General features: G+C 63.3%; 21 protein-coding genes. 11 read left to right on the top strand and 10 right to left on the bottom strand.

Annotation, left to right across the window (positions count from 1 at the left end):
- Nucleotides 1–13: 13 nt before the first annotated feature.
- From ACFQJC_RS09070 to ACFQJC_RS09050, 5 genes are all read right to left on the bottom strand, one after another.
- Complete coding sequence (locus tag ACFQJC_RS09070; RefSeq protein WP_390223006.1) at nucleotides 14–994, bottom strand: PLP-dependent cysteine synthase family protein; 981 nt, start codon at nucleotides 992–994, stop codon at nucleotides 14–16.
- A 71-nt stretch (nucleotides 995–1065) separates the two neighbouring features.
- A complete protein-coding gene (locus ACFQJC_RS09065) occupies nucleotides 1066–1380 on the bottom strand; it encodes a DUF5798 family protein (protein WP_390223005.1) in 315 nt (104 codons plus the stop codon).
- Nucleotides 1381–1482: 102 nt separating this feature from the next.
- On the bottom strand, nucleotides 1483–2541 hold the full coding sequence (locus ACFQJC_RS09060; RefSeq protein ID WP_390223004.1) for an ABC transporter permease: 1059 nt from the start codon (nucleotides 2539–2541) through the stop codon (nucleotides 1483–1485).
- Nucleotides 2534–4420, bottom strand: coding sequence for an ABC transporter permease (locus ACFQJC_RS09055; RefSeq protein WP_390223003.1), 1887 nt, complete (start codon nucleotides 4418–4420; stop codon nucleotides 2534–2536). Before ACFQJC_RS09055 ends, ACFQJC_RS09060 begins: the two co-directional genes overlap by 8 nt.
- Nucleotides 4417–5322 carry an ABC transporter ATP-binding protein gene (locus tag ACFQJC_RS09050; protein ID WP_390223002.1) on the bottom strand — a complete coding sequence of 302 codons (906 nt, stop codon included), beginning with the start codon at nucleotides 5320–5322 and terminating at the stop codon, nucleotides 4417–4419. Before ACFQJC_RS09050 ends, ACFQJC_RS09055 begins: the two co-directional genes overlap by 4 nt.
- Nucleotides 5323–5432: 110 nt before the next feature.
- Here ACFQJC_RS09050 and ACFQJC_RS09045 point away from each other — a divergent pair, with 110 nt between their 5' ends.
- A complete protein-coding gene (locus ACFQJC_RS09045) occupies nucleotides 5433–5642 on the top strand; it encodes a hypothetical protein (RefSeq protein WP_390223001.1) in 210 nt (69 codons plus the stop codon).
- A gap of 36 nt (nucleotides 5643–5678) precedes the next feature.
- On the opposite strand, the gene ACFQJC_RS09040 is transcribed toward ACFQJC_RS09045, so the two are convergent.
- A complete protein-coding gene (locus ACFQJC_RS09040; protein ID WP_390223000.1) occupies nucleotides 5679–6539 on the bottom strand; it encodes a 3-hydroxyacyl-CoA dehydrogenase family protein in 861 nt (286 codons plus the stop codon).
- A gap of 113 nt (nucleotides 6540–6652) precedes the next feature.
- Here ACFQJC_RS09040 and ACFQJC_RS09035 point away from each other — a divergent pair, with 113 nt between their 5' ends.
- Together ACFQJC_RS09035 and ACFQJC_RS09030 are read left to right on the top strand one after the other, a co-directional pair.
- Nucleotides 6653–7558, top strand: a complete 906-nt coding sequence (locus ACFQJC_RS09035) for a DUF7409 domain-containing protein (protein WP_390222999.1) — start codon at nucleotides 6653–6655, stop codon at nucleotides 7556–7558.
- Between the two features lie 294 nt (nucleotides 7559–7852).
- Nucleotides 7853–8746: a class 1 fructose-bisphosphatase gene (locus ACFQJC_RS09030; protein WP_390222998.1), complete on the top strand. Its 894-nt coding sequence runs from the start codon at nucleotides 7853–7855 to the stop codon at nucleotides 8744–8746.
- A gap of 1 nt (nucleotide 8747) precedes the next feature.
- Here ACFQJC_RS09030 and ACFQJC_RS09025 read toward each other — a convergent pair whose 3' ends face one another.
- Nucleotides 8748–10073, bottom strand: a complete 1326-nt coding sequence (locus ACFQJC_RS09025) for a hypothetical protein (protein ID WP_390222997.1) — start codon at nucleotides 10071–10073, stop codon at nucleotides 8748–8750.
- 65 nt (nucleotides 10074–10138) lie between these two features.
- Between ACFQJC_RS09025 and ACFQJC_RS09020 the strand changes: the two genes are divergently transcribed.
- Both ACFQJC_RS09020 and ACFQJC_RS09015 read left to right on the top strand, forming a co-directional pair.
- Nucleotides 10139–11884 carry an acyl-CoA carboxylase subunit beta gene (locus ACFQJC_RS09020; RefSeq protein ID WP_390222996.1) on the top strand — a complete coding sequence of 582 codons (1746 nt, stop codon included), beginning with the start codon at nucleotides 10139–10141 and terminating at the stop codon, nucleotides 11882–11884.
- A gap of 151 nt (nucleotides 11885–12035) precedes the next feature.
- The gene (locus tag ACFQJC_RS09015) at nucleotides 12036–12404 is read left to right on the top strand and encodes a DUF5658 family protein (protein WP_390222995.1); all 369 of its coding nucleotides are present in this window, start codon (nucleotides 12036–12038) and stop codon (nucleotides 12402–12404) included.
- On the opposite strand, the gene ACFQJC_RS09010 is transcribed toward ACFQJC_RS09015, so the two are convergent.
- Together ACFQJC_RS09010 and ACFQJC_RS09005 are read right to left on the bottom strand one after the other, a co-directional pair.
- On the bottom strand, nucleotides 12378–12812 hold the full coding sequence (locus ACFQJC_RS09010) for a DoxX family membrane protein (RefSeq protein WP_390222994.1): 435 nt from the start codon (nucleotides 12810–12812) through the stop codon (nucleotides 12378–12380). The two genes, ACFQJC_RS09015 and ACFQJC_RS09010, sit on opposite strands and share 27 nt — an antisense overlap.
- Before the next feature lie 53 nt (nucleotides 12813–12865).
- Nucleotides 12866–13405, bottom strand: coding sequence for a MaoC family dehydratase (locus ACFQJC_RS09005; RefSeq protein WP_390222993.1), 540 nt, complete (start codon nucleotides 13403–13405; stop codon nucleotides 12866–12868).
- A gap of 182 nt (nucleotides 13406–13587) precedes the next feature.
- Between ACFQJC_RS09005 and gdhB the strand changes: the two genes are divergently transcribed.
- The 5 genes from gdhB (at nucleotide 13588) to pyrI (ending at nucleotide 18651) form a co-directional block, all read left to right on the top strand.
- Entirely contained in the window at nucleotides 13588–14871 is a 1284-nt protein-coding gene (gene gdhB / locus ACFQJC_RS09000; RefSeq protein ID WP_390222992.1) for a glutamate dehydrogenase GdhB, read from the top strand.
- A gap of 66 nt (nucleotides 14872–14937) precedes the next feature.
- The gene (locus ACFQJC_RS08995; protein WP_390222991.1) at nucleotides 14938–15780 is read left to right on the top strand and encodes an HpcH/HpaI aldolase/citrate lyase family protein; all 843 of its coding nucleotides are present in this window, start codon (nucleotides 14938–14940) and stop codon (nucleotides 15778–15780) included.
- A gap of 113 nt (nucleotides 15781–15893) precedes the next feature.
- Nucleotides 15894–17147 carry a Glu/Leu/Phe/Val family dehydrogenase gene (locus ACFQJC_RS08990; protein ID WP_390222990.1) on the top strand — a complete coding sequence of 418 codons (1254 nt, stop codon included), beginning with the start codon at nucleotides 15894–15896 and terminating at the stop codon, nucleotides 17145–17147.
- Between the two features lie 129 nt (nucleotides 17148–17276).
- Nucleotides 17277–18191, top strand: a complete 915-nt coding sequence (gene pyrB / locus ACFQJC_RS08985; protein WP_390222989.1) for an aspartate carbamoyltransferase — start codon at nucleotides 17277–17279, stop codon at nucleotides 18189–18191.
- Nucleotides 18184–18651, top strand: a complete 468-nt coding sequence (pyrI, locus tag ACFQJC_RS08980; protein ID WP_390222988.1) for an aspartate carbamoyltransferase regulatory subunit — start codon at nucleotides 18184–18186, stop codon at nucleotides 18649–18651. The genes pyrB and pyrI overlap by 8 nt, the downstream gene beginning before the upstream one ends.
- A 279-nt stretch (nucleotides 18652–18930) precedes the next feature.
- Here the strand turns inward: pyrI and ACFQJC_RS08975 are convergent, their stop codons facing one another.
- Complete coding sequence (locus tag ACFQJC_RS08975; protein ID WP_390222987.1) at nucleotides 18931–19284, bottom strand: hypothetical protein; 354 nt, start codon at nucleotides 19282–19284, stop codon at nucleotides 18931–18933.
- A 99-nt stretch (nucleotides 19285–19383) separates the two neighbouring features.
- Between ACFQJC_RS08975 and ACFQJC_RS08970 the strand changes: the two genes are divergently transcribed.
- Complete coding sequence (locus tag ACFQJC_RS08970) at nucleotides 19384–20256, top strand: alpha-amylase family protein (RefSeq protein ID WP_390222986.1); 873 nt, start codon at nucleotides 19384–19386, stop codon at nucleotides 20254–20256.
- Nucleotides 20257–20385 lie beyond the last annotated feature (129 nt).

Here is a 20385-nt window from a genome sequence, read left to right as displayed (position 1 = left end):
TGGTCAGTGGTACTCAGCCCTCCCAGGATTCGAAGTCGCCGTAGACACCTTTCGAGAGGTAGCGCTCGCTCGAATCGGGGAAGAGCGTGACGACCGAATCGTACGGGAGCGAGAGTTCGCCGGCAGCAGCGCGTTCCGCAACGTCGAGCGCGGCGAGACAGTTGGCCGCAGAACTCGACGCGACGAGGTGGCCTTCTTCTGATGCGAGTCGTTGCATCTCGGCGTGAGTCGCTTCGTCGCCGATTTGGACGATTTCGTCCACCAACTCGGGGTCGAACAACTCGTTCGTCGCGGGGTTGTGCGTCCCGATACCTTCGGTCTTGTACGACGCCTCCTCGACGTCGCGGCCGTGGAACGTCGAGTAGAGCGAGCCTTCGGGTTCGACGGCAGTGACGAACGTCTCGCCGTGGTTCTCGCGTCCGTAGCGAGCGACGCCCATGAGCGTTCCCGCGGTGCCGCACCCGGCGACGAGCGCGCCGACTTCGTGGTCGAGCGCGTCGTAGATTTCGGGCGCAGTCGTCTCGTAGTGGGCTTCTGGATTCAGTGGATTGGAGAACTGCTGGGGGACGACGGCGTCGTCTAACTCGTCGGCGAGTTGGTGTGCGCGGTCGATTGCGCCGCCCATGCCGTCTTCGGTGGGCGTGTTGATGACGTCGGCACCGAGCGCGCGCATGAGCGTCTGCTTTTCGACGCTGAAGCGCTCGGGGACGACGAAGACGGCGCGAATGCCGAGTTGGCCCGCGGCGACGGCCAGCCCAATCCCGGTGTTGCCGGCGGTCGGTTCGACGATGGTGCCGCCTTCGGGGAGCGTGCCCTCGGCGAGCATCTGTTCGAGCATGTACTTCCCGATACGGTCTTTGACGCTCGCGCCGGGGTTGAACGACTCCAGTTTCGCGTACACTGGAACCTCCTCCGGCGAGGCGTGTACCCGGACCAGCGGCGTCTCACCGATGGTGTCGAGCACCGAATCGAACGGGGTGCGGTGCGTGGTCATATTGGGGCAAATGTTGCCCCCGGTCCTGAATGTTATTATCCCGGCGTGGACGAGCAGTGAAAATCGAGCGCTCAGTTCTCGGCCGGGTTCGTCTCGGAGTCCGCGGCCTCGGTCTCGTCGTCGGCCGTTTCTGCTTCCTCAGCCTCGGTGATGTGTGCCTCCGCGATGACCGCGTCGAGGTCGATACCCTGCTCTTCGGCGATGGCTTCGAGAATCGCCCGCTGCTCGGCGTTCTCGGCTTCGAGGTTATCGACGCGGTCCTTCGTCTCGCCGACCGTCTCGCGCATCTCGACGACCTGCTCGCGGAGTTCGTTGAGCTTCTTGTAGACGTCTTCTGCCATCTCTGCGACTTTCTGAATCTTCTTCGCAGTTCCTCCGATTCCCATGTATCGCTCCTTGAACTCAGGCCTTGTACCCCTTGTGGTGCACGACGGTACGCGAAACGTCTGCGGGCGGGCGCCTCGTGCGAGTCGTTTCATGTGGGTCGCCTACCCGAGTTCGTTCGGGTCGATTCGAGAGACGACCATGCGCATGCCGAGCAGCGAAACTGCACCGACGAAGAGCAGTCCGACGACGCCCGCAACCGACGTCGTTCCGGCAGTGTCGAGCGCGAGTTTGGCGGCGGTGTTCGCCGGACTGAGCGGCAGCAACGACGTGCCGGCGAAGACGAGCAGGACGCCCACGGAGTAGAGCAGTTGTGAACTCCGCCGGTCGGGTGCGACGAGCGCGACGGTCGCGCCGAGCGAGACGACGACGGCGGTGAGACCGACCACGAGCCCGAACAATCCCCCGAAGTTGTGAATCGGCGTTCCGCGAAGCGAGAGGAGACTCATCCACGCCATCGCCTGTATCGGAGCGAGTCCGCCCGCGGCAAGCACTTTCCCATCGACAACGGCGGGGAAGGTTACGGGCGCGACACGCAAGAGTTCGAGCGTCCCGCGTGCGACCTCTTCGGTCAGCGAGTCCACGACGAGCGACCCCGCAATGAAGACTGGTAAGAACAGCAACAGCGGGACGAGCACCGTGTACGTGAATCCGAAGTACGGGTTCGAGTCGATTGCCTGCGGGAGTCGGAGCGGCGTCGATTCGAGGAACGCCCCGCGCTCGGCGCGTTCGTTCCGTTCGAGTTGTTGGAGTGTCTCGCGCAACTGGACGACGATGACCGTCGATTCGACGCTGGAATCCGGCGCAACTGCGAGCACTCGTATCCGCCCGTCGCTGTCGGTCGATGCCTCTAAGACGGCGTCCACCTCGCGTTGCTCGAACGCCGTCAGTGCGCTACTGGTCGATGGGTAGACGTGAGCGTCGATACCGTCCTGCGCCGTCGTTGCCCACAACAGACTTTCGACCGCCTCGTCGCCGCCGGCGACTGCGACATCGACCTCGTAAGACCCGGCGCTCGGGTCGTACAGCGACACGAGACCGACGACGAGGAACGACGAGAACGCTGCGACGAACAGTTGAATCGCCAGCGCGAGCACGATTGTCTTCTCCTTTCGAAGACTGCCGAGTTCGCGCCGAGCGATTGCGAGTCGTGGATTACCCAAGGAGGTTCACCACCTGGAGGTTGTAGACGAGGTGAATTCCTATCGCCCCGAGCAACGCGGTCACGTAGGCGGTCGGCCCGCGCCGCGCACCGAGTGCGGTGACCGTCGCCGTGACCGCGTGGAGCGCGAGCGGAGCGAGTAAGAGACCGACCGCCGCGAGGAGGCCAATCTGTGAGGGGTCGGCGATTCCGATTCCCGACGGCTGGAAGGCGGTCTGACCGAGCGTCAGCGACTGAAGCCTGACCACCTGCACGATGGCGGTGAACTTCTCGCCGAGGAAGAAGCCGAGTCCCGAGAGCGCGCCGAGGACGAGCGAGACGCGAATCGTCCGCGCGAACCGCGCCTTCGTGAACGCGGCGTAGACGTGCAGGCTCTTGGCGAGTTCCTCGATGACCGCGACGGCGACGAGGACGAGCGGAATCGTCACGTCCACCGGAAGCACGAACAGCACGGCGATTGCGAGGAGTTCGGCGATGAAGACGAACGGAATCGTCAACGCCGAGACGGTGGCAATCGACCGCGGCCGCGAAATCTGGCTGTCGAGCGCGTCGAGGAACTTGAGCGGAACCGGCCGTTGGGTGAACATGTCCTCTTCGCGGTAGACGCCGGTTCCGAGCAGGAACAGGACGATGGAGGCGATGAGAATCGGGCCGACGGAGAACGCGAAGTCGCCGAGCGAAATCGCATCGCCAGCGAGATCCATGACGACGATGGTGAGCGGCGAGATGAGCGCAATCGGCGTGACGTTCGTGAAGATGGCCGGGACGAAGGTGTAGGTCGTGAGGAACACCGAGACGGTGACGGTGACGAAGGTGAGTTCCTTGAACGACCGGGCGAACATCGCGCCGACGAACGTCGAAGCGAGAAAGAGCAAGCCAATCGGGATGACGGCGGCGACGGAGGCGACACCACCGCCGATTCCCGCGGCGATGAGGACCGTCAGTGCGACCATCCCGAGCGCGTAGGGTGCTGTCTTGCCGACGACGATATCGCCCGGCGAGATGGGCGCGACGAGCAACAGTTCGCCGCGGCGCTTCACGCGCTCGTTGAGGATACTCGACCCGTAGGCCTGAATCACGAAGTTCATCGGGACGAGGAACGCGAAGGCGAGAACGAGCGACGCGAAGGGAAAGGGCGGGCTGATACTCGCCGGCGAACCGGTCGTCTCGCCGCCGAGGAAGCCACCAGCGCCGCCGAGACCCACGTCGGGGACACCGACGCCGCCATCGTCGTTCGAACCAGTTTCGGTGCCATCCGTCGTTCCCGAGGAGGTCCCAGTCCCGGACTGGTCACCCGTCGAGGTACCGGCGTCAGACCCACCGTTCGAACCAGTCGCAGCATCGCCCGAAGTCGAACCCGACTCGCCGGACTCGACACGGCTCCCCGGTGGGACGAGCGCGCCGCGTTCGCGGTACTGGAGCGAGACGATGACCGGGTAGGCCGCAGATTGGTTCTCCTCGCGGGCTAGCTGGCGGGCGTTGTAGGACTGGACGGCGTCGCGGAAGGCGTTGTAGGCGGCGCGACCGGTCTGTGTGTCTGAGACTGAAACGTGGTTTTCGCTGACGACGAGTTCGACGTTCGGGTCCGTGATGGGTCGTGCATCGAGTACTGCGGATTGCTCGACCGCGTCGTAATACGGGCTATCGGCGGCGACGCCGACGCGGTAGAGGTCGCGGTCGATAGCGACACCGCCTGCGGCGGCACCGACCGCGACACCGCCCGTGACGAGGAGGAGGACGACGCCGAGGACGAGCGTCCGCCGGTCGATAGTCTCGGCCGACCGCGACACCTCCCAGCGGGCGATACGCGAGGTTGCCCGAGCGTGGGCGACGAGTCGCTCACCGAGTGTGTTGCGGCGTGGGGAATCATCGGCGCTCACGAGACGCCGCGCCCTCCCTCGGTGGTGCTCTTGGTGGGTGCGTCGCGCGCGAGACGGAGGAAGATATCCTCCAGCGACGCCTCGTCGGTTCGGATGTCGGAGACGGTCCCACCCGCATCGGCGGCGGCCTGGCGGAGGGATTCGACCTCGTCCATCGTCTCGACGACCGAGACGAACCGGTCGCCCTCGCGCTCGCTCTCGGGGAGTTCGACCGTCGTGTAGACGCGGTAGGCGGTCTCACCGTGTTCGTCGCGTATCTCCGGAATCGTCCCGCGGGCGATGATTTCGCCGCGGTTCATGATGACCACGCGGTCGCAGATGGATTCGACGTGGAACAGGTTGTGGGCGCTGAAGACGACGGTCTTGCCGTCGTTCCTGAGTTCGCGGACGAATTCGAGTACGACGTTCGTCGTCAGCGGGTCGAGTCCGCTCGCGGGTTCGTCGTAGATGAGCAACTCGGGGTCGTTGACGAGCGACCGGGCGATTGCCACCTTGCGCTTCATGCCCTTCGACATGTCGCCGAGACGGCGGTCCCGATATTCGAGGTCCAACCTGTCGAGGACGGCGTTGGTTCGGTCGTCCGCGACGTCGCGCGGCACGTCGTACAGGTCGGCGAAAAAGCGAAGGTACGACCGCGGCGTCATGTCTTCGTAGAGCGGGGACTCCTCGGGGAGGAAGCCGAGTTTCCGGCGCATCGCGGGGTCTTCGGGGTCGAATCCGAGCACGTCGGCCGACCCGGCAGTCGGTTCGATGAGACCGGCGAGCATCTTCAGCGTCGTCGTCTTGCCCGCCCCGTTGGGACCGACGATGCCGAACACCTCTCCGGACTCGACCGAGAAGTCGCTTCCCACGACGGCGGGGAAGTCGCCGTAGGTCTTCCGCAGGTTCTCGACCGTTATCATTGGACAGACGTTCACGCGCCACAGAATAAAAGGTTCGCGCGGATATTCAGAACTGATAGGCATCGGTTCGTGACGCCAACAGTTTCGTAGTCGGGTTCCTATGAATCGGTGTGCCCGCAGACGACTACCTCTCGCCGACGCTCGTCCTCTTCGTCGGTGGCTTCGTGGCCGCGCTCTTCTTCTTCGCCGCTGTCTTGACGTACGTCGCCAGCGGCGGTGTCGCAGAAGTGACTGGACTCGCGGTGACGCTGGCGGGTCTCGGCGGATTCTTTCTCGTCGTCGCGGTGGTCGGTGCTGGTCTGATGCGATTGCGAGAGTGACGAACGCGAGGAAGAAACAGAAACAGAGGGAGAGACTTACTCGTACTCGTAGAAGCCCTTCCCAGTCTTCTTCCCGAGGTCGCCCGCGGCGACTTTGCGCTTGAGCAGGTAGGCGGGCTTGTACCGGTCGCCGAGTTCTTCGAAGAGGGTTTCAGACGCGTCGAGACAGATGTCGAGACCGATGTGGTCGGCGAGCGTGAGCGGGCCCATCGGGACGTTCGTACCGAGGGTCATGCCGCGGTCGATGTCTTCCTTCGAGGCGACGCCCTCGTCGAAGGCGCGGATGCCCTCGTTGAGCCACGGCATGAGGATTCGGTTCGTGACGAATCCGGGTTTGTCGTCGGACTCCCACGTCTCCTTGCCGAGTTTCTCGGAGAATTCGTGGGCGAACTCGACGACCTCCTCCGAAGAGTGCTCGCCGCGGACGACTTCGACGCCCTTCATGATGGGGACGGGGTTCATGAAGTGGAGACCGACGACCTGTTCGGGGCGGTCGGTCGCGGCCGCGATGGTCGTAATCGAGAGCGTACTCGTGTTGGTCGCCAGAATCACGTCTTCGGGCATGATGTCGTCGAGGTCCGAGAAGATAGAGCGCTTGATGTCCATGTTCTCGACGGCCGCCTCGACGACGAAGTCGCAGTCCGCGAGGTCGTCGAACTCGGTCGTGCCGGTGAGTCGGTCACGAACCTCGTCGGCTTCCGATTCGCTCAGTTTCTCCTTGGAGACGAACCGGGAGAGACTGTCGTCGATAGCATCGAGACCGCGTTCGACGTACTCGTCTTCGAGGTCACGCATCACCACGTCGTAGCCCGACATGGCCGCGACCTGTGCGATTCCGTTGCCCATCGTTCCAGCGCCGATGACGCCCACCGTGTCGATATCGTTCGTGCCGCGCATGGCCGAAGGTGCTCCGGTGAGTTAGTAAAACTTGCCGACTCATCAAAAACCGTGACAAACTCGTGACATTCACGGAAACGCTCAAGTTCGGTGCAAGAAAGTGAGAGTCAACGGTGACTGACGAGAACGACACGGGCACGGACGACACCGACCACGAGGAGGACGAGTCGTCAGCGCCTGAAGACGGCCGAACGGACGACGGACCCGACACGCCGGAGGCGGCGTTCGAGCAGTTAATCCGCCCGCAAGCAGCGTCCGAGCACGGGGACGCAATCGAAGACTTAGAAGACTTGAAGTTCATCGGACCGGCGACGAGCGAGTCGCTGGAAGCAGCGGACATCGGCGTCGAAAGCATCCTCGACGGCGCGGTGTCGTTCCGTGACCTCGTCGCGGCGGGCGTCAACCCGGGCGTGGCGGCGAAGATTCGACGGTGGCACTCCCTCTCGTGGTCGTTCAGTTCGGGCGACGACCTCGACCGGCGCTCGTCGCAGGTACGCGGTCTCGACGACGAAGAACGCCAGTGGATTGCGGCGAGTTCGGGGAGTTGGAAGTCCGACGAGGAACCGGAGTCCGGGGACTGGACACCCACAGGTGCGACGGCAACAGGGTCGGCTTCGAGTCCCGCCCGCGACGGCGACTGGACCCCGAAAGGAGACACGCAGAGCGCTGACGGCGTATCGGTTCAGGATGGCGATTGGACGCCGAGCGGCGACGACGGCGCTGGAACCAGTCCGCGGACGAGCGGTGATTGGACGCCCGGTCAGAGTCGCGGAACGACCGCAGACGGGTCGGGTGACGCGCTCGCCGCGGAAGCCGCGTGGCGCGAACGCTCGAAGCCGACGCCGCTGACCGTGCTCGACGGAGTCGGCGAAGAAGAGGCCGAGATGCTCTCGGAGGCCGGCGTTCGGTCGGTTCGACGACTCGCCACTGCCGACCCCGAACACATCGCGGACGCACTGCTCATCGACGAAGGACGCGTCAGCGAATGGAAAAGACAGGCCCGCGACGTGATGGAGTAACTGACTCGCTCGGTTCGTCCGTCCACCGACAAATTTACTATTCGGGTAGTAAGTTTGGTTCTACAAAGTTCGACCTGTAATATTTGACTACAATCCTCAAAAACACCAATTTCAGGAGAATCAGCTAATTCAAATCATACACAGGCTTTATATACAATATTACCGGATTTTGTAGTAGACGATGCCCGGTGCCGACCACCTCACCTCCAATACGGACTCCCTCGACGTGCCCTCGTTGACCGGCGGTTCTCGCGTGTCACGCGAAACTGCACGACAGACGGAGGAAACCCACTAATGGCGACCAAAGATTTCAACACCGCAGACTCGGCGACCGCAATCCAGACCATCGACCGGGTCGTCGATGTCATCGCAGCGACCGCTCCCGAGATTCGCGCCGGACTCCCCGGCCGCCGAATCAAGGCCGAGGAGACGAACCCGAGCGGCGAGACGCAGATGGCCGCCGACGTGTTCGCCGACGACCTCCTGTGTAAACGACTCGGCGGTCTCGACGGCGTCGGCGAGTACGCGAGCGAAGAGCGCCCCGAGGCAATCGACGTTGGGACCGGTGACCTCTCTGTCGCGGTGGACCCACTCGACGGGTCGTCGAACCTCAAACCGAACAACACCGTCGGGACGATTTTCGCCGTCTACGACGCGCCGCTCCCGGCACGCGGAACCGACCTCGTCGCCGCGGGCTACGTCCTCTACGGTCCCATCATGACGATGATCGTCGCGCGCGGCGGGACCGTCTCGGAGTACGTCATCACCGACGAGTCGAACTACGAACTCGTCCGCGACGACATCACGCTCCCCGACGAAGGCACCGTCTACGGCTTCGGTGGTCGCGTCCCCGACTGGACCGACGACTTCACCCAGTTCGCACGAGACGTGGAGAAAGACCCCTCGCGCAAACTCCGCTACGGCGGGTCGATGATCGGCGACGTGAACCAGATTCTCACCTACGGCGGCATCTTCAGTTACCCCGCGCTCGAATCCGCGCCCGAGGGCAAACTCCGGGTCCAGTTCGAGACGTACCCAATCGGCTACATCCTCGAAACCGCCGGTGGGTCGTCGTCGAACGGCGAGAAGTCGCTCTTGGCTGTGGCGAAAGACGACCTGCACGCGCGCAGTCCGCTTCACATCGGCAATTCGGACCTCGTCGCGGAACTCGAAGCGGCGCTGGCCTAACTCATACTTCGCTTTCGACTTCGTTGACGACTCTGAGAGCGGCCGGTTTCACTGCTTCGACCAAATATCGCCCTGCAACGTACTCGGCAGCGGCCCACTTCGCAGAATCAGTTGCAGCCGACTTGTCGTTCGCGGTCTCTCGTGCCACATCTTCGAGTCGGTCGTCTCCCCTCTGTAGCTCTCTCACTGCGTGGCCGAGGAGTATTCGTTCGAGTGGCCCGGGCTGTGATTCGAGTGCATCCCGGAGCGCGTCGATTGCCGACGTTCGTGCGTGGAGCACAGACTCGGTCGAATCAGCGTCAGGGAGTACTATCGACTCGTGCTCCCGGACGAACGCACGGCGAGCGTGGAGTTGGTGAATCTTCGGCGAAAAGTCGATGAGACTCGACGCAGGTTCGTTCCGCCCGAGTGCCTCGTACTCCGAACGAGGTCTGTTCGGTGTGAGTACGCTCGCAGCCCGTAATGCGACGGTTGAATCGGTCGAAAGCAATCCGAGGACGCTGATTTCTGGTTCGAGAGTTTCCAAGAGCGTCGCTGCCGCGCGCTCCATCGGTTCGCGCAGGCTTGGAGTATTGTCGAATATCTGTTTCTGCTGGCCATCGATAATCGCCCCCGCGTCGGCGACACAGGCACGAATCGCGGCGATGTAGCCTGCCGCCTGCGCGAAGTGGGTGAGTCGAGAGTCCGCGCCGTTTTCCGAAGCGGTATCGACCCGTTCGGCAGCCTGTTCGAGGTACGTCGATGCGTGCCAGAGTCGGTCTTCAGTCGCACCCGCGACGACGATTCCCGTCGGAATCGTTGTCGCTCGGTATTCGACTTCACCTCGCTGGTCGGAGACGACTGGCCGAAAAGCCTCGATTCGTTCCCGGAGGTCTGCTTCGGTTCTCGCTCCCGTCGCCGCGTCAAGCCATCCATGGCCTTCACCGAGCAGTTCGCGGGCGTACCGAATCGCATCGAGTTCGGAGGTCTGCGGGAACTGTCCTGCCAACAGGCCACGCGCGTCACTGAGGTTGTCACGGGCAGAATACACAGCACGGTCTTCAGCGTCGAGTCCGTCGGGAAGGTTCGACAGTCGGGAGTCGAGTCGGCTCGCCTGTTCCTGGGCAGTTTCGCGGGCGGCCGACCGGTAGCCATTTCGAAGCGGGAGCGACGGCGGCCCGACGATCGGGAGTGAGGTGGCGAGCGCCTCGTCGAGCGCGTCACGGTCGTATTTTGGCTGGCCGAGACAGCCAGCGAGTCCGGAGACGGCGAGTGCGCCGGTCAGTTTGAGAACAGACCGACGGGAGAACGGTGGAGGGGACACGTCTCGCCATGTGAACGCACTCACCCTATCGTTTTCGACCGAAATCATACATGGAAAACCATTTTGAATACCGTGCCGCATCCCTGAACATGAAGGTCAGAATCGGTGACGGCGCGACCGGTGAGGAAGCCGAAGCCATCGCACGCTCGTTGGCTCGGCACCTCGGAACCGACGTGGACGTGTACGTCGGCGACGACTCGGGCGCCGCCGCGAACGCCGAACCGCCCGCAGACGCCTTCCCGCTCGACGACGACCTCGGCCCGACCGAGCGCGAGGAGCAACTTCGCAAGGAAATCGCGGACATCCTCGACGGCGGCCCACAGAAGTACAAAGACCGCCTCCCGGAGCAGGGAAAACTGTTCGTCCGCGACCGACTCGACCTCTGGTTTCCCGACGGTCTCAGCTTCGAGGACGGCAAGTTCGCACAGTTCGACTCGTGGCACGGCGAGTCGCCGAAAGTCGAGGAGGAGGACCCGAACAACCGACTCCCCGCGGACGGTCTCATCACGGGTGCGGCGAACTTCGAGGGCCGCGACCTGCACTTCATGGCCAACGACTTTACCGTCAAGGCCGGGTCGATGGCCCGTCACGGCGTCGAGAAGTTCCTCCGCATGCAACAGCGGGCGCTCAAGACCGGCAAGCCGGTCCTCTATCTGATGGACTCCTCCGGCGGCCGAATCGACCAGCAGACCGGCTTCTTCGCCAACCGCGAAGGCATCGGGAAGTACTACTACAACCACTCGATGCTCTCGGGGTACGTCCCACAGATTTGCGTCCTCTATGGGCCGTGTATCGCCGGTGCCGCGTACACGCCCGTCTTCGCCGACTTCACCATCATGGTCGAAGGCATGTCCGCGATGGCCATCGCCTCGCCCCGGATGGTGAAGATGGTCACCGGCGAGGAGATTTCGATGCAGGAACTCGGCGGCGCGCACATGCACGCCGAAGAATCCGGTAGTGCGGACCTCATCGCCCGCGACGAGGAGCACGCCCGCGAACTCGTCTCGAAACTCGTCACGTACCTGCCGAACAAGGCCGGCGAGAAGCCACCGGAATCCGAGCCGAAGCCGCCGCGCTTTTCGCCCGATGGCATCGACGAACTCATCCCCGAGTCGCCGAACCGCCCGTACGACGTTCACGACCTCATCGAGCGCGTCGTAGACGCCGAATCGATGTTCGAACTCAAAGCCGACTACGGGCCGGAAATCGTCACCGCGTTCGCCCGCATCGACGGCCGGCCGGTCGGTATCGTCGCCAACCAGCCAATCGAGCGCTCGGGCGCTATCTTCCCCGACGCCGCCGAGAAGGCCGCCGAGTTCATCTGGACCTGTGACGCCTACGAAATTCCGCTCCTCTATCTCTGTGACACGCCGGGATTCATGGCCGGGTCGCAAGTCGAGAAGGACGCGATTCTGGAGAAGGGCAAGAAGTTCATCTACGCCACCTCGTCGGCGACGGTCCCCAAACAGACCGTCCTCGTGCGCAAGGCCTACGGTGCAGGTATCTACGCGATGGGCGGCCCCGCCTACGACCCCGAGAGCGTCATCGCGCTCCCCTCCGGCGAAATCGGCATTATGGGCCCCGAAGCCGCAATCAACGCCGTCTACGCCAACAAGCTCGCGGCCATCGAAGACCCAGAAGAGCGAAAAGAGCGCGAGCAAGAACTCCGCGAGGAGTACCGCCAAGACATCGATGCCCACCGGATGGCGAGCGAAGTCGTCATCGACGAAATCGTCGCGCCCTCGGACCTGCGCGAGGAGTTAGCGAATCGATTCGAGTTCTACGCCTCGGTCGAAAAATCGTTGCCGGACAAGAAACACGGCACGATTCTCTGAGCGCGGCCGACTCGATTTTCTTCGAAACGCTCCATTTCGGCGTGAAAACGTCCGTTAATCTACTGTTTTTCTTGTGAGTAATATCACGGTAATTGACGTATGCAGTGGCTACTAACGCCGGTACTCGTCGTAGCCGTGTCCACTGGTCTTCATGAGTCACGAAACGACGCGAGCCGAGCCGACAGCACAACAGCGAGCGGAGCGGTCGCGCATCCTTCGTGACGACCGACGACTCTGGGTCGTCCCCCTCGTCGCGCTCGTCCTCGACGTGCTGACGACGGTGTACGGTCTCCAACACGGACTGACCGAACTCAATCCCGTCGTGCTCTCGTTGGTCCCCTCGCTCGGCATCCTCTGGACGCTCCTCCTGCTCAAAGCGTTCGTCCTCGCCGTGGGCATCACGATGTGGCGACTCCTGCCGCTTCAGCACCGCGCTGCCGTCCCGCTCGGTGTCGCCGTCCCGTGGGGTATCGCCGGGCTGCTGAACGCCCAGCTAATCCTCTCGACCGTCTTCGCGTAGCGACTGGACGAGCACCGCCCACGCGAGTCCCGCCAGTCCGATGTCGCGGGCGAGCACGTCGCCGAAGAGACCGCCTTCGAGGACGAACACGAGGAGCAAGTAGAGACACGTCGCCGTGAGCGAGACGGCCGCAACCGCGCTCGCAAAGGCTGTAAATCGGTCTGCGACGATGGCCGCGCCGAAGCCGACTTCCAGCACCCCATTGACGAGCATGAACGCGACTGGCGAGATGACGAGCCACGGAGCCAACCAACCGACCACGTAGGCGCTCCACGCCAGCGGGTCGAGGAGTTTGTGGACGCCCGCGGAGAAGACCATCAGACCGAGACCAAGTCGGGCGAGAGTCGTCGGTTCGGGGGCTTGCGTGGCGAGCGAGGAGAGGCGGCGAGAGACGCCCTCGAAATCCATACGAGCGCTAGCGACGCCGGAGAGAAAGCTGTGGGGGTAGTGGAATCGGTCTCTTACGCTTCGTCCACGAACTCGCGCTTCAGCGAGAGCACCTTCCGCGTGAACTCGCAGACGAGTTCGTCGCGCTGGTTGAACGCCTCGACTTTCATCGTCACGACGCCGCGCTCGCCGTCGGAGGTCTCGCGCTTGTCGAGAACCGTCGATTGGGCGCGAATCGTATCGCCGTGGAACACCGGCTTGGGGTGCGAGACGTCTTCGTACGTGAGGTTGGCGACGATGGTTCCGTCGGTCGTATCACCAACTGAGAGTCCGACGGCGAGGCTCATCGTGTAGAGACCGTTGACGAGGCGCTCGCCGAACTGCGAGTCGCCAGCGAACTCCGCGTCGAGGTGGAGCGGTTGCTGGTTCATCGTCATATCGCAGAACCGCTGGTTGTCCGACTCGGAGACGGTTCGGCGCTTCTCGTGTTCGATAGTCTGTCCGACCTCGAACTCCTCGTAGTAGAGTCCAACCATACCATCCCGTGTGAAAGACCGTGATAAAGTCGTGCCGGTCGGTGTCGTTCTCGGACAGGTTGTCGAACTCGGATGCATGCCGGTCGGTGTGTCCCACGGCGTGTGACAACTATTGCCGCTAGCAAAATGAGATAATAACCATTATAATTCACGACAGCAGAGGAATTCGAAAGCGCTCGCGGCCACCGCGTACAGTGGTCTGACGAGACGTGTGACAGCACGCCGGTCGCGTGGCTGGACAGCGGCCGGTTGAACGCACTATGGCATCCGTAGACTCCACTGAGACGGACGACGCACCGACAGAAGAGACAGCGCTCGAAACCGCACGACGGCAACTCAAGCGCGCGGCAGGGCACCTCGACGTTGACCCCGGCGTCATCGAGCGCCTTCGACACCCGAATCAGGTCCACCGCGTCTCGGTTCCGCTCGAACGCGACGACGGCACGACGGCCGTCTACACGGGCTACCGCGCACAGCACGACAGCGTTCGCGGCCCGTACAAGGGCGGCCTTCGCTACCACCCGGACGTGACCGAAGACGAGTGCATCGGTCTCTCGATGTGGATGACCTGGAAGTGCGCCGTGATGGACATCCCGTTCGGCGGCGGCAAGGGCGGCATCGTCGTGGACCCCAAGGACCTCTCCGAGGAGGAACGCGAGCGACTCACCCGCCGCTTCGCCGAGGAACTCCGTCCCTTCATCGGTCCGACGAAAGACATCCCTGCGCCGGACATGGGCACGGACGCGCAGGCGATGGCGTGGTTCATGGACGCCTACTCGATGCAGGAAGGCGAGACGCAGGCGGGCGTCGTCACGGGCAAGCCACCGGTCGTCGGCGGCAGCGAAGGCCGCGACACCGCACCGGGTCGCTCCGTCGCAATCATCGCCCGCGAGGCAATCGACTACCTCGGCTGGGACATCGAAGACACCACGGTCGCCGTCCAAGGGTTCGGTTCCGTCGGCGCACCCGCCGCGCGCCTCCTCGACGACTACGGTGCGACTATCGTCGCCGTCTCCGACGTGAACGGCGCGATTTACGACCCCGAAGGGCTGGACACCCACGACGTGCCGACCCACGAAGAAGAGCCGGAGGCCGTCATGACCTACGACGTGCCGGAGAAACTCTCGAACGAGGAACTCCTCGAACTCGACGTTGACGTGCTCATCCCGGCCGCAATCGGGAACGTCCTCACGGCCGAGAACGCCGAGGACGTGCAGGCGAAACTCATCGTCGAAGGCGCGAACGGCCCGACCACGTCGGCCGCCGACGCCATCTTCGAAGAGCGCGACATCCCCGTCGTGCCGGACATCCTCGCCAACGCGGGCGGCGTCACCGTCTCCTACTTCGAGTGGTTGCAGGACCTCAACCACCGCGCGTGGTCGCTCGAACGCGTCCACGACGAACTCGAAACCGAGATGCTCCGCGCGTGGGAAGCCGTCCGCGACGAAGTCGATGACCGCGACGTGACGTGGCGCGATGCCGCGTACATCGTCGCGCTCCAGCGCGTCGCCGCCGCGCACGAACACCGCGGACTCTGGCCCTGAGCCAGCACCCACACGTTCTCGTCTCCCGTTCCGTACAGCTATCAGGCTCTACTCACATCACTCTCTATGCCACGACGAAGCGTCCTGTTCTCGCCCGGTGACCGACCGAAGCTGCTCCGAAAAGCCGGCGGTGCCGGTGCCGACGTGCTCGTCTTCGACCTCGAAGACGCCGTCGCACCGGAGCGAAAAGCCGAAGCGCGCGAGGCGGTCAACGAAGTCCTCGTAGACCCCTCGTTCGACCCCGACGCGGAGGTGACCGTCCGCGTCAACCCCGGAGAGATGGGTCTCGAAGACGTTTCGGCTATCTGTGCCGACCATCCACCCGACGCACTCGTCGTCCCGAAAGCATCGAGCGCCGAGGACTGTGACTGCGTTGCCGACGCGGCCGGCGAAGTCGGCGCCGACTGCCCCGTGATTGCGATTATCGAGAGCGCCGCGGGCGTGCTCGCCGCGCCCGAAGTCGCGGCCGCGGAGGCAACCACTGCAATCATCTTCGGTGCCGAAGACTTCTCCGCAGACGTGGGGGCGACACGAACACCGGAGGGAACCGAAGTACTCTACGCCCGCGAGCGGGTCGTCGTCGCGGCCGCCGCCGCCAACGTCGATGCAATCGACACGCTCCACACCGATTTTCAGGACACCGAGGGACTCCGCGAGGACGCGAGATTCGGTGTCCAACTCGGCTACGACGGCAAACTCGCCATCCACCCGGCGCAAGTGCCGGTCATCAACGACGCGTTCTCGCCCGATGCCGAAGAGGTCGAATGGGCGAAGAAAGTGCTGCTAGCGCGAGACGAGGCGGCCGAAGAGGGCCGCGGCGTCTTCAGCGTCGAGGGCGAGATGATAGATTCACCGCTCATCAAGCAGGCCGAGAACATCCTCGACAGGGCAGACGAGTCGGCGCAGTAAGGCATTTTTTGCAGTTGGGTCGTGTTTCCTATTACCAATGCTCATGAGTATTATCATTATAATATGGTAAAAAGTCCGCTACGCTTAAACGCCTCCCACGAGGGTATTCACTCATGGCACAAGAGGCGAATCCGTTCGAGAGTTTGCAGGAACAAATCGACGACGCCGCCGCATACCTCGACGTGCGCGACGATATTATTACGCGACTGAAGAACCCCGAACGTATCCTCGAAACGAACCTCTCTGTGGAGATGGACGACGGGCGACTGGAGCTATTCCGGGCCTACCGCTCCCAGTTCAACGGCGACCGCGGTCCGTACAAAGGCGGGATTCGCTACCATCCGAACGTCAGCCGCGACGAGGTGAAAGCCCTCTCCGGGTGGATGGTGTACAAGTGCGCCGTCGTAGACATCCCCTACGGCGGCGGCAAAGGCGGAATCGTCATCAACCCCAAGGACTACTCCGAGTCCGAACTCGAACGCGTCTCACGCTCTTTTGCGAAAGAACTCCGCCCCTTCATCGGCGAAGACCGCGACATCCCCGCGCCCGACGTGAACACCGGCCAGCGCGAGATGAACTGGATTAAGGACACCTACGAGACCCTCGAAAACACCACCGCCCCCGGCGTCATCACGGGCAAGGCGCTGACCAACGGCGGCAGCGAGGGCCGCGTCGAGGCGACCGGTCGCTCCACGATGCTCACCGCACGCGAGGCGTTCGACTACTTCGACCGAGACATCGAAGGTGCGACCGTCGCCGTTCAAGGCTACGGGAACGCCGGTTCGGTCGCCGCGAAACTCATCGAAGACCTCGGGGCGACCATCGTCGCCGTCTCCGACTCCTCCGGTGGCATCTACGACGCAGACGGTCTCGATGCCCACGCCGTCAAGGACTTCAAGAACGAGACGGGCACCGTCTCCGACTACGAGGATACGGAGGCAATCACGAACGACGAACTCCTCACGCTCGACGTGGACCTGCTCGCCCCCGCCGCGCTCGAAAACGCCATCGACGGCGACCTTGCCAACGACGTACAGGCCGACATCATCGTCGAGGCCGCGAACGGCCCGCTCACGCCCGAGGCAGACGACGTACTCACCGAACGCGACATCGCCGTCTTCCCGGACATCCTCGCCAACGCGGGCGGCGTCACCGTCTCCTACTTCGAGTGGGTGCAGAACCGACAGCGCTTCTACTGGACCGAAGAGCGCGTCAACGACGAGTTGGAGCGCGTCATCGTCACCGCCTTCGACAACCTCGTCGATGCCTACGAGAAACACGACCTGCCGAACTTCCGCACCGCGGCCTACGTCGTCGCCATCCGACGCGTCGTTGACGCGTACAAATCCAGCGGCAACTGGCCCTGAATCGCCTGAACACGTCGGATATTCGACTATCTCCGCTCGCTGACCGTCTTTGTTACGCACCCATATGCATAGCTGGCTGGGCGACGCATGGCGGGAGATTCAAGTTGGTGTACGACCCGTCATCTATCAATGCGTCAGGACCACCTCATCTCCGCGACGGACCTCTCGCGGGAGGACATCGAGGCGGTGCTCGATCGCGCGGCAGAAATCGATGCCAACCCGGCGGCGTTCCAGCAGCAGCACGCCGATAAGGTTCTTGGACTCTGTTTCTTCGAGCCGAGTACACGAACCCGAATGAGCTTCGACTCCGCGATGAAACGCCTCGGCGGCCAGACGGTCGATATGGGACCGGTCGAGTCGTCGTCGGTCAAGAAGGGCGAGACGCTCGCCGACACGGTGCGCGTGGTCGAAGGCTACGCCGACGCGCTCGTGCTTCGCCACCCGAGCGAGGGCGCGGCGTCGATGGCCGCCGACTTCGTGGACGTGCCGCTCATCAACGCGGGCGACGGCGCGGGTCAGCACCCGAGTCAGACGATGCTCGACCTCTACACCATCCGCGAGAACGCCGGTCTCGACGACCTCACCATCGGCATCCTCGGCGACCTGAAATATGGCAGGACGGTCCACTCGCTCGCCGAGGCGCTGACGAACTTCGACGCCAGCCAGCACTTCATCAGCCCCGAGAGCCTGCGTCTCCCGCGCAACGTCCGCTACGACCTGCACGCCTCGGGTGCGCAGGTGCGCGAGCACACGGACCTCGAATCGGTGCTCCCCGAACTCGACGTGCTCTACGTCACGCGCATCCAGCGCGAGCGCTTCCCCGACGAGAACGAGTACCGAAAGGTCGCGGGTCAGTACCGCATCGACGCCGAGACGCTCGACGTCGCGTCGGACGACCTCACCATCATGCACCCGCTCCCACGGGTGGACGAAATCTCGCCCGACATCGACGAGACGGCGCACGCAAAGTACTTCGAACAAGCCCACAACGGCATCCCGGTCCGGATGGCGCTGTTAGACAGCCTCCTCTCAAACAATGAGTGACGACCACCAACTCCGCGTCTCCAAGATTCGAAACGGCACCGTCATCGACCACGTCGCGGGCGGGCAGGCACTCAACGTGCTCGCCCTCCTGGGCATCGACGGCAGCGGCGGCGAGGCCGTCTCCATCGGGATGAACGTCCCCTCGGACCGCCTCGGCCGCAAGGACATCGTAAAGGTCGAAGGCCGCGAGTTGAGCCAGTCCGAAGTGGACATCCTCTCGCTTATCGCGCCCGCCGCGAGCATCAACATCGTCCGCGACTACGAAGTCGAAGAGAAGAGTCGCGTCGTCCGCCCGGACCACGTCTCGGGCATCATTTCCTGTCCGAACCACAACTGCATCTCGAACGCCGACGAACCCATCGACTCCGGGTTTGCCGTCCTCGACGACGGCGTCCGCTGTGACTACTGCGGCACCATCGTCCGCGAGGACGAACTCGCCGCGAGCCTCGACGTGAACTGAGCGCACACTTCGACGGGCGAATCTTTCAGAAATCCCCCGACGAGACGCGGATGAGACGCAACGTGTCGTAATTACTTAGTGCCGGGAAGACGAACGTTTGAGCATGTCCAAGAAAGCAAAACTGGTCCTCGCACTGGCGCTCGTCGCACTCGGCTACGTCTTCCTCTCCGGCGACGGAGAAGCCGTCGAAGTCGAAATCGAAGAGTAACCGTCCCCTCCATTTTCCTTGGCGACCACGTATCGATGAGTCGCCACTCTCGTTTCGAATTTGCAGCGGCACTAACACGGAGTGACGGAGTCGCCACCGACGCGCCGAACCGAATCGATCGTCACCTCGTACGTCGCCTCCGAAGAGCCGTCTGCGTCCAGTTCTCCGGTACTGAACCAGTAGGCGTGCTGTACACGAACCGTCCTGCTGGTCAGTCCATAGCCGACGACGCTCGCACGGGTCCGACTCGTCGTCTCCGTCGTTCCGTACGACGTGAGGCACGTCGCGTTCGATAGCTGAGAGTTCAGATACGCCTCCTCGTGTTCGATTGCTCGCTGCGTCGCCACGCCGTTCGTGAGGTACACCACCCCGGCGAGGACGACGAGGGCGACCAGCAGGACGGAGAGACGCGACCGACGAGGCATACTCGTGAAGTTGTAGGAGAGTTGAAATGCTTTGTGTCGATGCGGTACTTCGGTCGGGAGAACGAACGACTTACCCGACGGCCGGTCCAATTCGGGTGCATGTACGGGGTCGTCACACGCAACCCAGAAGAGGTCGAGTGGCCGGAGTTCGACCGCGGATTCTACGAGGTCAAAGACGTGACCGGACGGGCGGCCGCACCGCTCGGAAGCGCCGTGAACATGATTTCCTGTTTCGGCGATACCGCCGCCGCGAACGAGAACCCTGACCTCGTCCCCGTGGACGACGAGGGCAACCTCGCCACGCGCGACCAGACCTACTTCGACTGGGCGTACATCTGCCCGACGAACGAGAAGTACCGCGCCGGCCTGCTCGAAATCGTCGAAGACGCGGCCGCGAAGAACGCCGACGTGCGCCTCGACGACGTCGGCTTCCCCCGCGACGAGTACTGCCACTGCGAACGCTGTACGCGACAGTTCTCGGAGTGGGCCGACGAACGCGACCGCGACACCGACGAAGAGGCCCGATTCGAGTGGCGCGCCGAGGTCATCACTCAATTCGTCCGCGAGGCGACCGACCGCATCCCCGGCCGGACCTACTTCACGCTCTATCCCGACCCCTATCCCGGCCACCTCTACCGTCGCGCCGGACTCGACATCGAGGCGCTCTCAGAATATGTGGACGAGTTCGTGATTCCGCTGTACGACACGAACTACGGAACCACGTACTGGCTCGAAACCATCGCCCGCGGGTTCGAGAGCCTGCTCGAACCGTACGACGTGGCCTTCTCGATCGAACTCTATGCCGTAGACGTGGACGTTGACCAGCTCATCCACGCCGCGGAAGTCGCCGACCACTACGCCAAAGACGTGTTGTTCGGCTACGACGCGAGCAACGCCGCGGCGACGCTCCGCCGGATGACCGCCGACACCAAACAGGGCAAGACCTTCCACCCCGACGACGCGACGCGATAGAACTGCTCAAATCGCGCCAGAGAGGAAGCCGACGACCGCGATACCGACGACGAAGACGAGTGCGGCGACGACGAACAAAACGAACATCAGCTGTTTTTGTTTGGCAGTGGATTGTGCCATAGATGTATC

It is taken from the genome of Haloferax namakaokahaiae (assembly GCF_042663225.1).
GTDB lineage: Archaea > Halobacteriota > Halobacteria > Halobacteriales > Haloferacaceae > Haloferax > Haloferax namakaokahaiae.
The sequence above is the reverse complement of the archived record's forward strand: the minus strand, read 5'-3'. Positions and strand labels throughout refer to the sequence as shown.